16 protein-coding genes are annotated in these 12378 nt (G+C 62.2%); 9 read left to right on the top strand and 7 right to left on the bottom strand.

The genetic code is table 11. The features are described 5' to 3' along the window. Positions 1-118 precede the first annotated feature (118 nt). The gene (locus tag I41_RS14220) at positions 119-976 is read right to left on the bottom strand and encodes a transposase (protein ID WP_145429803.1); all 858 of its coding nucleotides are present in this window, start codon (positions 974-976) and stop codon (positions 119-121) included. Positions 977-1170: 194 nt separating this feature from the next. Further along, positions 1171-1761, bottom strand: a complete 591-nt coding sequence (locus I41_RS14215) for a GNAT family N-acetyltransferase (RefSeq protein WP_145433378.1) — start codon at positions 1759-1761, stop codon at positions 1171-1173. A 212-nt stretch (positions 1762-1973) separates the two neighbouring features. Here I41_RS14215 and I41_RS14210 point away from each other — a divergent pair, with 212 nt between their 5' ends. Both I41_RS14210 and I41_RS14205 read left to right on the top strand, forming a co-directional pair. After that, entirely contained in the window at positions 1974-2387 is a 414-nt protein-coding gene (locus I41_RS14210; protein WP_145433376.1) for a CbiX/SirB N-terminal domain-containing protein, read from the top strand. Between the two features lie 161 nt (positions 2388-2548). Next, entirely contained in the window at positions 2549-3574 is a 1026-nt protein-coding gene (locus tag I41_RS14205) for a hypothetical protein (RefSeq protein ID WP_145433374.1), read from the top strand. A gap of 36 nt (positions 3575-3610) precedes the next feature. On the opposite strand, the gene I41_RS14200 is transcribed toward I41_RS14205, so the two are convergent. After that, on the bottom strand, positions 3611-3820 hold the full coding sequence (locus tag I41_RS14200) for a hypothetical protein (RefSeq protein WP_145433372.1): 210 nt from the start codon (positions 3818-3820) through the stop codon (positions 3611-3613). A gap of 95 nt (positions 3821-3915) precedes the next feature. Then, complete coding sequence (locus I41_RS14195; protein WP_145433370.1) at positions 3916-4278, bottom strand: SpoIIAA family protein; 363 nt, start codon at positions 4276-4278, stop codon at positions 3916-3918. A 392-nt stretch (positions 4279-4670) separates the two neighbouring features. Between I41_RS14195 and I41_RS14190 the strand changes: the two genes are divergently transcribed. Further along, complete coding sequence (locus tag I41_RS14190) at positions 4671-5309, top strand: DUF502 domain-containing protein (protein WP_168206908.1); 639 nt, start codon at positions 4671-4673, stop codon at positions 5307-5309. Between the two features lie 253 nt (positions 5310-5562). On the opposite strand, the gene I41_RS14185 is transcribed toward I41_RS14190, so the two are convergent. Further along, entirely contained in the window at positions 5563-5838 is a 276-nt protein-coding gene (locus tag I41_RS14185) for a zinc ribbon domain-containing protein (protein WP_145433366.1), read from the bottom strand. Between the two features lie 145 nt (positions 5839-5983). Between I41_RS14185 and I41_RS14180 the strand changes: the two genes are divergently transcribed. The 5 genes from I41_RS14180 (at position 5984) to lipA (ending at position 9873) form a co-directional block, all read left to right on the top strand. After that, positions 5984-6895, top strand: coding sequence for an alpha/beta hydrolase (locus tag I41_RS14180; RefSeq protein WP_210420951.1), 912 nt, complete (start codon positions 5984-5986; stop codon positions 6893-6895). 351 nt (positions 6896-7246) lie between these two features. After that, positions 7247-8188, top strand: coding sequence for a cysteine synthase A (gene cysK, locus I41_RS14175; RefSeq protein ID WP_145433364.1), 942 nt, complete (start codon positions 7247-7249; stop codon positions 8186-8188). Between the two features lie 104 nt (positions 8189-8292). Continuing rightward, positions 8293-8544 (top strand): hypothetical protein, encoded by a 252-nt coding sequence (locus I41_RS14170; protein WP_145433362.1) that lies wholly within the window; start codon positions 8293-8295, stop codon positions 8542-8544. After that, positions 8541-8807 carry a hypothetical protein gene (locus I41_RS14165; RefSeq protein ID WP_145433361.1) on the top strand — a complete coding sequence of 89 codons (267 nt, stop codon included), beginning with the start codon at positions 8541-8543 and terminating at the stop codon, positions 8805-8807. Before I41_RS14170 ends, I41_RS14165 begins: the two co-directional genes overlap by 4 nt. A 76-nt stretch (positions 8808-8883) precedes the next feature. Further along, positions 8884-9873 carry a lipoyl synthase gene (gene lipA / locus I41_RS14160; RefSeq protein WP_145433358.1) on the top strand — a complete coding sequence of 330 codons (990 nt, stop codon included), beginning with the start codon at positions 8884-8886 and terminating at the stop codon, positions 9871-9873. Here lipA and I41_RS14155 read toward each other — a convergent pair. After that, positions 9870-10397: a DUF309 domain-containing protein gene (locus I41_RS14155; RefSeq protein ID WP_145433356.1), complete on the bottom strand. Its 528-nt coding sequence runs from the start codon at positions 10395-10397 to the stop codon at positions 9870-9872. The genes lipA and I41_RS14155 overlap by 4 nt on opposite strands. Before the next feature lie 13 nt (positions 10398-10410). Next, positions 10411-11631: an ACP S-malonyltransferase gene (locus tag I41_RS14150; protein WP_145433354.1), complete on the bottom strand. Its 1221-nt coding sequence runs from the start codon at positions 11629-11631 to the stop codon at positions 10411-10413. Between the two features lie 302 nt (positions 11632-11933). Between I41_RS14150 and I41_RS14145 the strand changes: the two genes are divergently transcribed. Continuing rightward, positions 11934-12335, top strand: coding sequence for a CBS domain-containing protein (locus I41_RS14145; RefSeq protein WP_145433352.1), 402 nt, complete (start codon positions 11934-11936; stop codon positions 12333-12335). Positions 12336-12378: the final 43 nt, after the last annotated feature.

Raw genomic sequence — 12378 nt, 5'->3', positions numbered from 1 at the left:
ACGGGGCGCGGGGGTTCCGGGCGGCGGACCGGCCAAGCGGTCTGGCAAGGGAAGCCTACCGGGCTGCCGAGTAGCGGGCAACTGCTGTTGTGGTCTTGCAGCCCGCGGCTCCGCAACATTATGCAAACGCCATCAGATCGTTTCCTCGTCGCAAGTGGTTTCTAGCGGCCTGGATGCAGAGTTTGGCGTTCACCCAGAGGGTGACGCGCGGCAGTCGCCTCACCCAGTTGGGGAGTGGTCCGAGCCCGCCGCCGAAATTGGTGAGTTGAGCGAAGCGTTGCTCGATGTACGTCCGCTGCTTGAAGAGTGCTTGGCCATCGGCGGTCGTCAGCAGTTCGATCGACTGCAAGCGGCCGATGCTGTGGCGGCGGTGGCCCAGCGCTCGTCCCGCGCGACGCTGCGGAGCGATCAACGTCACGCCCGACCGTGCGGCGATCTCGTGCAGCGGGTTGCTGTCGTAGTTGCCGTCGGCCAGGACGCAGCCTCCGCCGACTTGCGGCAAGAGTCGCCGGGCGACCGTCTGTTCGCTCACGTTGAGCGGCTGGATTTCGCACGCCACGAGCGCATCGATCGTCCAGACGGCGTGCAGCTTGTAGCCGCGGGCCGGGCCGCCGACGCCATGCCCGCGCGTGGCGTCGGGATCCTTGCTGAAGCCTCCTACCGGCAACGGCTTACCGTCGAGGAAGCTCACCTCCGGCGGGTGCGGGCCCTGCCAGCAACGCTTCCTCAACCGCTCGATCAGTTCCACGGCCGCCGCCGTGCGGAGACGACGGCTCGCCGTCGATTGGCTCGGCAGCCGCACCTGCCATGACGACGGCCAATTCTCCGGCCGACACGCCCAACTCACCGGTCGATCGTGGATCACCGCCCAGAGATAGACGCCGACGATCCAACTGACCGAATAGACGTGTCCCGAACGATCGCTGCATAACCGCCGAGTCAAACGGTATAGTACGCTCCAGAGTTCGCGTTCCATGGCTCACCTCCTAGAAACGTGTCAGGTCTCTAGGAACAGCCTGGAACGCGGGCCTTTTTACCGCTAGCGACGCGTGCTAGCTATTGCATTATGTTGTCCGCCGGGGGGTCGGTCACCATTGCGGTAGACATCGTCCTGCATGGTGCTACCCCCCCGGCGGAGCCGGGGGCTGGATAAGGCGACAGAACTGCGCTCTAGCGGACGGCCGTGCGGCGGAGAGGAGGAAGCTCTTCGATCGCTTTGTAGACCGTCTTCACCGAGCGGAAGCCGATCCGGTGGTAGAGCCGGACCGCCGCGTCGTTTTGGGCCGTCACTTCGAGGCCGACCCGCGACACCCCGACCTGCTGCAGGCCGGCGAGGGCAACGTTGATGAGGGCCGCGCCGACGCCACGACCGCGGTGGTGCGGCGTGACGCCGATGTTTTGGATGTTCGCTCGCTGACGCGTGGTGCGAATTGCCTGGATCGTGCCGCATGACTCGACGCGGCTCGGTCCTGCCCCAACGTATTGCGCCAGCCAAGTCGCTTCGGGAACGAAGCCGTCCCGATCGCTGATTTCCTCCATTAACCGCCGACAGCTTTGCATCTCGCCCAAACAGGGGAAGACGATGGCGTCGAGTTCATCTCGAAAGCTTAGGTACTTCGCTTCTGCGTGCTCGTGAAGCAGTTCGGGCGACCAGGAAACGAGCCGATAATGGGGGTAAATCCCAACCGGCAGGAGCCGCCAGCGGCGCAGGTCGACTTCCATTTGGAAGCGCTTGTGATAGCGAAGGTTGAGCAGAAGCATGCCTGGCCAGCGGGATGTGCGGTGGATGCCAGGGGAAGGAAGGTCCGACCGAAGGGAACTGACCGCTGAGGGCCAGTTCCCAGTCCCCTAAGGATACCACAGCTTCCGCGGCGAACCAGCTTTTTGCAGATTGCCGGGATTCCTTCACTACGGAGTCGTCTCGGACAGCTAAAATCGACCCAGCCGCCCACTCACTCTGCCCATGACGCGCAATGCCCGACCGAGTCCCACTCCCCTGCCCCGCCGATGCCGGCATGATCATCGTCGACCATGGTTCGCGCCGGCCCGAGAGCAACAACCTGCTGCTGGAGGTGGTGGAGGCGTACCGACGGCATTCCGGTTGGCCAATCATCGAACCCGCGCACATGGAACTTGCGGAGCCGTCGATCGCCGCCGCCTTTGCCCGGTGCGTGGAGTTGGGCGCGAAACAGGTACTCATCGTCCCCTATTTTCTGGCGCCTGGCCGGCATTGGAGCGAGGATATTCCGCGACTGGCCGCTGAAGCGGCCAGTCCGTTTCGCGAGATGGGGATCTCGCACGTCGTGACGCCGCCGCTGGGACTTCATCCGCTGATGCTGCAAGTGATCGACGACCGCGCGCGGGAGGGGCTCGACGCCCCGCGCTAGCGGCGCTCAATCGCCTGCGCGCGATGCTAGCGGACAGCCGAGATCGAGTCTTCGGGTTGCGGCGAGTTTAGCTCCCGGGGTGGATCTGCCGATAACGTGGGAGACGGCGCACCGCTGCGCCGCCGACTTCGCGACTCGTGCTGACGCGACAGGGACGTGCCATGCGCATACATCGCCTTACTCTGGCGTCGCTGCTTTGCCTTTACAGTTCGTTGGCAACGCATGCGGCCGACCAACCATTCGTGCCCGGCAGCGGCGTGAAAGTCGTCCAGTGCGGCGACAATTTCGAGGCCGCCGATTGGCGCTATGTGATGAACGGCGCCAAGGCGAGTCACGAGCAGGACGAGGAGCAGCGTCCGCCGGGGGGACGGAGCGTTAACGGCCGGTGGTACGAAGGCGCGAAACGGGGACAGCCCGACGTGATCCGTCGGATTGCGACCCCGCCCGGCGGCTTGCCGGGAAGCAAGGGCTCGCTCTTCCTGGCGACAAAATTCTCGGGCATCCCCGGCAGCTATAGCGGCGAGCAGATGCAGGACGATCTGCTGATGAGCGTCGAATCGCGGATCGGCCGATCGATTCCAGCGGCGTGGAGTCCGAGTTGCGTGGTGCGGGTTTATCTGCCGGAATTCAAGCGGTGGGAGAATCGCAGCGGCGCGTCGTTCGGCATTCGCGCCGACGTTTCAGGACGCACCCCCGATGGAGCGATCGAGCCCTATTGGCCCGGCATGTTCATCATGTTTCGCAGCGAAACGACGCCGAAATATGAACGCGACTTCGCGCAACTGGCGGTCCGGGCTCGCCCGAACGGCCAGGACGTGCCGGGTCCAATCATTGACGAGCCGGGCTGGTGGACGTTTGGGCTATCGTTCACGCCCGATGGTCAGGTTCATCAATATGCGCGCCCGGGCGTGGGGAATCTCACGGCCGACGACCACCTATACTCAAGCTTCCCGTATGGCAACAAGTGCCTGGAGTTCAACAACTTCTTCTTTAACGTCGCGAATCTCGATAACGGCAAGAGTTGGTCGACGCCCTGGGTGGTGGACGATCCGGAGTTGTTCGTCATTCCGCCGCAAGGACAGACGCTGCAGAACCTGTTCCGTCGCGGCAGCGACGGCCTTGCCGGGCGGAACCGCAACGGCCAATCGCGGACGGCGTTCGGCAAACTCAACGAAATGTTTCGGTAACGCGCCGACGCCCGCAGCCGCTTTGGGGGCATAGCGCTACTCGGCCGCGGCCGGCACTTCTTGTTGCTCGGGCTCGCCCGGTTCAATCGACTCGTCGAACGTCAGCGTGTAGACCGCCATCGCCGCGACCATGAGCAGCACCACGGCCCAGGCCCGCCAATCTTTGTGAAGGCCGCCGCCGGTCTTGTGCTGGGGATGGCCATGATCGTGGTGGCCATGGTGATTGCCGTGGTTCTCTTTGCTCATCGCGATTGCTGTCTCTGTTCTGGAAATCGTGAGTGCGGGGGCTCAGGCCCAGTAAACCGGGCCTGCCGATGTTCTATAGGGTGGGTTGGCTAGCGTTACAGGCCTTCGGCAAGCCAGGTCTTGGCCTGTTCGATGTCGGCGGCGTCGAAGTATTCGATCTTCGCCATGGTGAAGGGCTTGCAGACCATCGCCATGTACTTCTCCCACGTCTTCTCGCCGACGAGGGCGATCCGGTCGATGTGGTTGCATTCGACGGTAGAAAACTTGATATCGTCCCACAACGCGTGCATGTCCCACCCGTGAAAATCGTGGAACTGGGCGAGCATGCGGACTTTGCCGAACTTGGCGACGGCCGCTTCGACCTGCGGGACAAACGACTTGTAATCCTCGTCGTGGAGCTTGCCGCTCATCTTGAAGCCGAGGACTTTTTCGTGACCGGTGGGGATTGATTCGACCATGACAGGCTCCTGGAGTAAGAGGTCAGGCGATAGGAGTTGCTAAAAACGTGTTCGGTAATATACACGCGCCGGGGGTTGAAATCTTGGCGCCTCATCACGGTTGTTGGGATTGGGCGAAATGATCGCGTGGGAGTGGGCGTTTTTACGGCTTGTTCCTACGCTCCGCGTGGGAATGTTGAAGGCTGACGCTCTGCGTCGTGCAGGAAATGAGCCTGAGAATTGTCGGGCAATCGTGAATGCCGCGGAGCGGCGGGGGCGGCGTTCCCACGCGGAGCTTGGGAACGAGGAGATCAGCCTTCAGCAGGACTTACGGGAAGATTCGGGGCGTCGCCGCGAAGAGAAGTTGTTATAACGCTCGCGGCGTTTACACTTCCTCCGCAGGAATTCCCCACATGCTCCGATCGATCGTGAAATGCTTTCTGGCCGGCGTGGTGACGGTGCTGCCGCTGGTGATCACCGTGGCGGTGGTCGGGTGGGTCACGCAAACCGTGAGCGGGTTTCTCGGCCCGCGGACCGTGCTCGGCGGCGTTCTGGAGCAGATGGGGCTACGGTTTTCGGAGGAGCCGTGGATCGCCTATGTGATTGGATGGGCGTTCGTGCTCGCACTTATTTTCGGGCTCGGCGTACTGGTCGAATTTGGCGCCAAGCGATTCGTTCAGGGGAACCTCGATCGGATCGGCCGGAAGCTACCGATGCTCGGAGGCATCTACGGCACGGTGCGGCAGATGATGGGGATGATGGACAAGGAAAACTCCGACCTCAAAGGGATGAGCGTCGTCTTCTGCACGTTCGGCGGCGATTCGGGGGCGATGTTCCTCGCATTGCTGCCGACGCCGGAGAAGTTTCTCATTAGCGACGTGGCATATCACGCTGTCCTGATTCCCTCGGCGCCCGTGCCGATGGGGGGAAGTCTTATTTTCGTACCCGTGGCGTCGGTGAAGCCGGCTAACTTGAGCGTCGACGCGTTCATGAGCATGTATGTGTCGATGGGGATGTCGGCGCCGCAGTTTTTGACTTCGGCGAAGAATTAAGACGGGATGCTCGATGTAATCCCAGCTCCCCGGCTCCGAACCTTATTTAATCGCGGTCAGCCATCGCATTTACCACGGAGCACACAGAGGCCACAGAGAAGACGAGAAAGAGCAAATGCCTCAAATCGTCCTCTGTGCTCTTTGTGTGCTCTGTGTTTAAAGCGTTAACCGTGAAGTATTTCGAAAATTGCAGTTGAATAAGCTTCGGAGCCGAGGGCTGAAAGAGTAGACCCGTCGTTTGACGAGCCATGTCTCAGAGGCCAAGCGAAAGCGCCATTCCTAGGCCGAGGAGCAGCAGGCACAGGATGGCGGTGAGCATGATCCAGCGCGGCATGAGCGTGCGGCGATCGATGCGAGCCTCGTCAGAAATATACTCGCCGCATTCAGGGCAGCGTTCCGCCTCTTCCCAGATCTCGGCGCGACAATTCGGACAGAAGATGGTCGGCTCTTCATCTTCGTCGTCGCCGTATTCATCATCGTCCCATTGGTTCGACCCGTCTTCCCAGGTTTCTTCGGTGTTGTAGGGCATCGACAAACTGCCTTGATGGGAAGCGCTTTCGTCCAATATAGCGACTCGAGGCGCGACAGTGGAGCATTGTCACGGCCGCCCGGGTATGATGTGGGCCGCGGCAATTCGACTTTTCTGTTCGTTCAAGCGGCATGGGAGAGTGGCGATGATGCGATTGGCACTGGCGTTGGCGGCGGGGTTGTGCGTGGCGGCGGTTGGTCGTGCGGAGGAGCCGCCAGCAAAGCGAACGGAGGACGTCATCTACGGGCGCAAGTTCGGCACGGCGCTGACGATGGACGTCTTCACGCCGGCGAAGCCGAACGGCATTGGGCTGATCTTTGTCGTGAGCGGCGGCTGGTTCTCTGCTCACGAGGCGATCAATCCCGGGTTCCTGGAACCTTTTCTAAAGCGGGGGTACACGGTGTTCGCCGTGGTTCATGGCAGCCAGCCGAAGTTTAACATCACCGAGATCCTGAGCGACATGCACCGCGCGGTGCGCTATATCCGGCATCACGCGGCCGATTACGGAGTGGATCCTGAACGGCTCGGCATCATGGGGGCGTCCGCTGGCGGGCATCTGTCGGTGATGCAGGGGACCGCGGGATCTGCGGGCGACCCGAACGCTCAGGACAAGGTTGATCGCGAAAGCAGTCGCGTTGCGGCGGTGGCCTGCTTCTTTCCCCCGACTGATTTCTTCAATTATGGCAAACCCGGCGAGGACGCCCTCGGCCGCGGCATCTTGAAGGGCTTCCGAGCGCCGTTTGATTTTGAGCAAATGGACGATGAAACAAAACGGTTCGTGGAGATCACGGACGAAGCCAAGTTGCAAGAAATCGGCAAAGCGATCTCGCCGGTGAATCACGCATCCAGCGACGATCCGCCGACGCTCATTGTTCACGGCGACGCCGACGAGCTTGTGCCAATTCAACAAGCGGAGATCCTGGTTGAAGCGCTAACGAAAGCGGGCGTGGAAGCCAAGCTCGTCACCAAGCCCGGCGCTGGGCACGGCTGGCCTGACCTCCCCAAAGATCTGGAGACGCTGGCGGATTGGTTCGACGAGCATTTGAAGAAGCAGTGAGCGACCCGCTCGCCATGTAGCGCTGCTTCGCGATGATGTCGTCCTGGCGATTCCCGGCGATTGCCTCCGTCGGGTCGGGCGATGGCGCTGCGGATTTGGCCGGCGGGCGACGGCGAGCGCCTGGCTGCAGGGTTGGATCGAGTGCGGCGCGACCTGCAGGCGATCGCCTAAGCGACCCGGGGTTGTCCAAGCCGCGGCAAACGTTGATAATCGGGCGCGTTAGAGCAGCTAGTCCAGTGCAGCTAATTTCGTCGACGAGCCCTAGCTGGGGCAGTCTGACTTCTTCGCATTTACCTCGGGGCGGTTGACCGACGGACGGCGATCGCCCTGCCATCTACACAGGGTATACCGATGCCTCGCAGCCGTACCTACGATAGTGTGACCGTCGCGATTGGCGACACGCCGATGATTCGCATCAACCGGCTGGTGCCGGCCGGACAGGCGACTGTCTTCGCCAAGTGCGAATTTTTCAATCCGCTGAACAGCGTGAAGGATCGTATCGGCGTGGCGATGATCGAAGCCGGCGAACGAGAGGGCAAGGTAAAGCCCGACACGCACATTGTGGAGCCGACGAGCGGGAACACGGGCATCGCCTTGGCCTTCGTCTGCGCGGCCAAAGGGTTACGGTTGACGTTGACCATGCCGGAGTCGATGTCGGTCGAGCGCCGGGCGCTGCTGAGGGCCCTCGGCGCCGAACTGGTGCTGACGCCGGCGAGCGAAGGAATGAAGGGCGCCATCGCTCGCGCCGGCGCCATCGTGGCGGAAGAAAAGAACGCGTGGATGCCGCAGCAATTCGAGAACCCGGCTAACCCCGCCATCCACGAGAAGACCACTGGCGCGGAAATCTGGGAGGACTCCGGGCACAACATCGACGCGATCGTCGCCGGCGTCGGCACAGGTGGCACGATCACCGGCGTCGCACGATACATCAAGCCGAAGAATCCGAACTTTAAGGCGATCGCCGTCGAGCCGGTGGACTCGCCTGTGATCTCCGGAGGCAACCCCGGACCCCACAAGATCCAAGGCATCGGCGCGGGCTTTATTCCTAAGAACCTCGATACTTCGCTGATCGATGAGACCATCGCCGTCAGCAATGAGGAAGCGTTCCAATGGGCGCGGCGACTGGCGAAGGAAGAGGGCATCATGGCCGGCATTTCCAGCGGAGCCAACATTTGCGCCGCGGCGAAGCTGGCCGCGCGTCCTGAATGGAAGGGAAAGCGGATCGTCGCGATCATGCCGAGCCTGGGCGAGCGGTACTTGTCGACGCCGCTGTTTGAAGGGCTGACCGGCTAGCGGTGACAGACTGCTGACACTCACCCTGAATTTGCACGCCTAAGCTAGCCCGCATAAAATGAGTCTGTCGGCCGATTGATCCCTCACCTCATTGGGAGCGATTGATGGACAGAGTTGTTTTAGATGCGGAGTTGCGCGAAAAACTTGGGGATCTGAGCACTCCGTTTCATATTTTTGACGAAACGGGGCGCGTCGTCCTTTTCGTCACCCCGGCTGACAGCAAATCGCTTTACGAAGGAATGGATTCAGGCATACCATCTGAAGAGATTCAGAGGCGAATCGCGGCAGGCGGCGGGCGACCGCTAAAGGCGATCTTGGCTGATCTCGCAGCCAAGTATGGCGAGGCCTCCCCTTGAAGTTCACCGTCGTTTGGCTTCCCGCAGCAGAAGCTGAGCTCACGGAGATCTGGATGGCTTGCGAGCAGCGAAACCTCGTTTCGGCTGCCGCCGGTGAGATCGATCGCTTGCTGGGGGATGCCCCATTCGAAGTTGGCGAGTCTCGGGATGGTACGACGCGAGTTTTGATCTCGGCTCCCCTCGTTGTCACCTATCAAGCGAGCGAAGCCGACCGAATTGTCTGGGTGGCGAGCGTGCGTCTTCACCAGAAACGCCGCAGGTAGGCTCCTCAACGTCGCGACTTGTAGCCGGCGGACGAACGACGATAATGAGTTTTCACCGCCGACTGCCGAAAATCGCATGACCGAGCCCGCCCCCGCCCTCCCCATCGTCAATACGCTGCCTATGGTTGATGCGCCCCGCCGGCGCCTACCGGAGTGGCTGCGCGTGAACTTGCCTGCCGGACGCGCGCAGGAAGTCTTTAACAACACGCAAGGCGCCGTCGCGGGTAATCAGCTCCACACGGTCTGCGAAGAGGCCCGCTGCCCCAATATCCACGATTGCTGGGCGCGCGGCACGGCGACGTTCATGGTCGCGGGGCAAAGCTGCACGCGCGGCTGTCGGTTTTGCTCAGTGGAGACGCTGAAGGCGCCGCCGCTGCCGGATTTTGATGAGCCGGAGCGATTGGCCGATGCGGTCGAGCGACTAAAGCTCGACTACGTCGTCATCACCGTGGTGAACCGTGATGACTTGGCCGATGGCGGGGCGGGTCATTACCGGCGTTGCGTCGAGGCTGTGCACGAACGCTTGCCGGAGACGGGGATCGAGCTGCTCTCCAGCGACCTCGCAGGAAATTGGGACGCTCTGGCTACACTGGTAGACGGCATCCCGCTCTCGGTGTTCGCGCACAACGTCGAATGCGTGCCGCGAATGGATCACTTGGTGCGCGACCCGCGAGCGTCGTTCGCGCAAAGTCTCGAAGTGTTGTCACGAGCGCGTCAACTGCGGCCCGACATGCCGACGAAGAGCAGTCTGATGGTCGGCGTCGGCGAGACCGACGATGAAGTGGTCGACGCGATGCGGCAGTTGCATGCGGCGGGGGTCGAGTTGCTTACGCTAGGGCAATACTTGGCGCCAGGGCGACCAGGGACGCGATTCTTACCGGTCGACCGTTACGTCGAACCGCGACAATTCCTGCATTTTGAGATGCAGGCCCGTGAAATTGGCTTCAAGGGCGTCGCCTCGGGGCCGCTGGTCCGCAGCTCGTATCGCGCCGAGACGCTGTTGGAGCAAGCCCGCACCGGGCAGCGGATTCTGCCGCCCGCGGTCGAGCTCCATCAGCTCGGTTAGTTCAGTTCGAGGCACTGCCTCAGCGTCGCGAGCGGATGCTCAGGCAGCGGGCCGCGTTCGGCGACGACGATGACTTGTCGCGTCAATTCAGCCACGGCAGCGATCTCGAGGCCGCAGTAGCGATTCGATTCCGCCGGAATCGACGTACGAAGTTCGACGATCAGTTGCTGAACGCGAAGCGCGTGACGGAGTGCGCCGATCGAGCTCCCTTCGCGAAGCTTGACGAGTGCGGCCGCCAACTTGATGAGCGCCTTGAGCCAGATCGCCGTTGGCCCTTGCCGCCCGGCAGCCAGCCATAGCGATTCCCAGGCTTCGTGGGCTTCCCAATAGAATCCGTGATTGAAGAGGTCGACGCCGTAACGAAACTCGTCCGAATCAGCCCAGCGCTCAGGGATCAACGGCGCTGGCCGCGCCGTGTGCTGACCAAACATGTGGCCGAGCGGGTTGCTCACTGGGTGAGGCGTGTGCCGCGGGACGTACGAATAGGGCGGCAGCGGACGATCGGTGTAGCGTGGGCGTTCCATCAATGGATCATGCTCACGCTGGCCGCGGCGAGGATGCGTCGACGCTGGCGACGACGGTCGGCGCTGCGTGCGGACGATGCATTCCGCCCGCGGCCGGCGCGTGGTCGATGAGCCAGTCTTCCAGCACGATCTGCCTAAGCATCGGCGCCCGCAGCAACACAGCGCGCTTGGGGAGCAAATTTGCTAGCCACGGGCGATTGGCTAGACCCGACATCGCCTTGACTCGGTAGCTATCGAACGTCTTGCCGCTGGCCTGTTGCTTCACGTTTTCCGCGAGGCGCGCAAACGTGGCGAAAATGAGGTTCGGTTCGGGGCCAATGTGGAGCACCGTCGAAACTCCGGAATTGAGCGTTTCGACCACCGCGTCCCATAGCCGCTGAGGATGATCGATCCATTGCCGCAGCACTTCGCGCGCGGAGTGCTCGTCGTAACTGCGCTTGCCCGTGGCCAACGAGAAGACGGGCGGCGTCGGCGGGAACTTACCGGGCCGCAGTTGATCGATCATCAAGGCGGCTCGATCGACGATGTGGCGCTGACGCACGATTGGCGTGTGCAGGGGGGGCCAGCGATGCTCGTTGATGCGGAGGTGCGCTGCCGCCGGCAGGGCCGTCTTCATCTCTTCCTTGAACAAGTCGACCGTGTAGCCCTGTCCGATAACGAGGTAGCTGTTGGGGGAGAGAATTGCCGAGAGCCCGATCGTGCCGCGGCCGCGGCGGGTGACGTCGGCGCAGAGTCGGCGGACGTCATGCTCGGAGATCGCGCCGCCGCGGGAAAACAGAACGCCCATTTCAGCGTCGCGGGCTAGATCCGCGGAGTCGTGCGCCATCGCCAGCGGAACGCGCACCAAGTCCTCCGTGGCAAACGCGCCGCCGCAGCAAACGGCAGTCATTTCGCCGAGGCTGTAGCCGAACGCCAGCTTCGCTTGCGTGTAATCGATGCGGTGCACTTCGCGAAGCAATCTCAGGTGGGCGACTTCGACCGCAACGATCAAGGCGATCGACTCGGCGTATCGGTCGAGCCCCGGCTCGACGTTCGCGTTGACAATCTCAACCAGATCGCTGGGCCGCCGAGTCCATTCACTGCAGATGCGGCCGTAACGGCGCAGTTCCTCCCAGAGTATCTCGCCATAGGCGGGAATGTGAAGTAACTCGCGCGTCCGTCCCAAATTAGTCGTGTTGTACCCGCGAAACGCGAGTGCAATATCATCGAGATCGGGACCGAGCGGCGTCGACATAAGGGCGAATGCGAGAAAAGCGGTGGCACCCGAATCTGCCTGGATACCCCCATCATAGACAGCGTCCAGCCCGCCGTCGCCAGCGACGAAGCCGGACGCTGCGCGAGTCTGTTGTGCGGAGGGCGCCGGTCGTAGGGTTGGCGGCGAAGGAAATTCTGCAGGAATGGGCGCGGCTCGGCAGCCGCCCCGATAAAGCTTAGATAGGCCGCGAATCGTGCATTTTTGAGCTATGTTTTGCCTTGGTTGGGTAAGTCGATCGACAGGACGATCGCGCCCGCCCTGCAGCCATACCGGAGCATCCCATGCTGACAGCGCGCGACATTATGACCGACCGCTTGGTAACGATTGGCCCCGACGCTTTTCTACAAGAGGCGATCGAAGTCATCATGAAAATGCAGGTCAGCGGCCTGCCAGTCGTCGCCGCGGACGGCCGGCTTGTCGGCATTATCACCGAGTTTGCCTTGTTGGCGACGGCATACGACGCGACGACCGCCTGCGAAACGGTGGCGCAGCATATGACCACCGACGTCCTTACGGTGCACGCAGACGACCCGATCCGCGCCATTGCCGACCGATTCATCGTCCATCGAGTTCGCCGCGTGCCCGTGCTGGAGAAGGGTCGGTTGGTCGGACTCATCACGCGGCGGGACGTGTTGAAGGCAGTCTTCGAAGCGGAGCCGCAGGTGTGCGGCCACAAGCGCTAGGCCTCGGCCGCATGATCCGCACTATCGCCATCGTTGCACCGAA

The organism is Lacipirellula limnantheis (genome assembly GCF_007746075.1).
GTDB classification, from domain to species: Bacteria; Planctomycetota; Planctomycetia; order Pirellulales; family Lacipirellulaceae; genus Lacipirellula; species Lacipirellula limnantheis.
The sequence above is the reverse complement of the archived record's forward strand: the minus strand, read 5'-3'. Positions and strand labels throughout refer to the sequence as shown.

Bases quoted from the DNA above. Each gene is read 5' to 3' on its own strand.
- cysK (WP_145433364.1), top strand. From the start codon at position 7,247: ATGCCTCGCAGCCGTACCTACGATAGTGTGACCGTCGCGATTGGCGAC.
- I41_RS14220 (WP_145429803.1), bottom strand. From the start codon at position 976: ATGGAACGCGAACTCTGGAGCGTACTATACCGTTTGACTCGGCGGTTA.
- I41_RS14180 (WP_210420951.1), top strand. From the start codon at position 5,984: ATGATGCGATTGGCACTGGCGTTGGCGGCGGGGTTGTGCGTGGCGGCG.
- I41_RS14200 (WP_145433372.1), bottom strand. From the start codon at position 3,820: ATGAGCAAAGAGAACCACGGCAATCACCATGGCCACCACGATCATGGC.
- I41_RS14170 (WP_145433362.1), top strand. From the start codon at position 8,293: ATGGACAGAGTTGTTTTAGATGCGGAGTTGCGCGAAAAACTTGGGGAT.
- I41_RS14210 (WP_145433376.1), top strand. From the start codon at position 1,974: ATGCCCGACCGAGTCCCACTCCCCTGCCCCGCCGATGCCGGCATGATC.
- I41_RS14185 (WP_145433366.1), bottom strand. From the start codon at position 5,838: ATGCCCTACAACACCGAAGAAACCTGGGAAGACGGGTCGAACCAATGG.
- I41_RS14190 (WP_168206908.1), top strand. From the start codon at position 4,671: ATGCTCCGATCGATCGTGAAATGCTTTCTGGCCGGCGTGGTGACGGTG.
- I41_RS14150 (WP_145433354.1), bottom strand. From the start codon at position 11,631: ATGTCGACGCCGCTCGGTCCCGATCTCGATGATATTGCACTCGCGTTT.
- lipA (WP_145433358.1), top strand. From the start codon at position 8,884: ATGACCGAGCCCGCCCCCGCCCTCCCCATCGTCAATACGCTGCCTATG.
- I41_RS14205 (WP_145433374.1), top strand. From the start codon at position 2,549: ATGCGCATACATCGCCTTACTCTGGCGTCGCTGCTTTGCCTTTACAGT.
- I41_RS14155 (WP_145433356.1), bottom strand. From the start codon at position 10,397: ATGGAACGCCCACGCTACACCGATCGTCCGCTGCCGCCCTATTCGTAC.
- I41_RS14215 (WP_145433378.1), bottom strand. From the start codon at position 1,761: ATGCTTCTGCTCAACCTTCGCTATCACAAGCGCTTCCAAATGGAAGTC.
- I41_RS14195 (WP_145433370.1), bottom strand. From the start codon at position 4,278: ATGGTCGAATCAATCCCCACCGGTCACGAAAAAGTCCTCGGCTTCAAG.
- I41_RS14145 (WP_145433352.1), top strand. From the start codon at position 11,934: ATGCTGACAGCGCGCGACATTATGACCGACCGCTTGGTAACGATTGGC.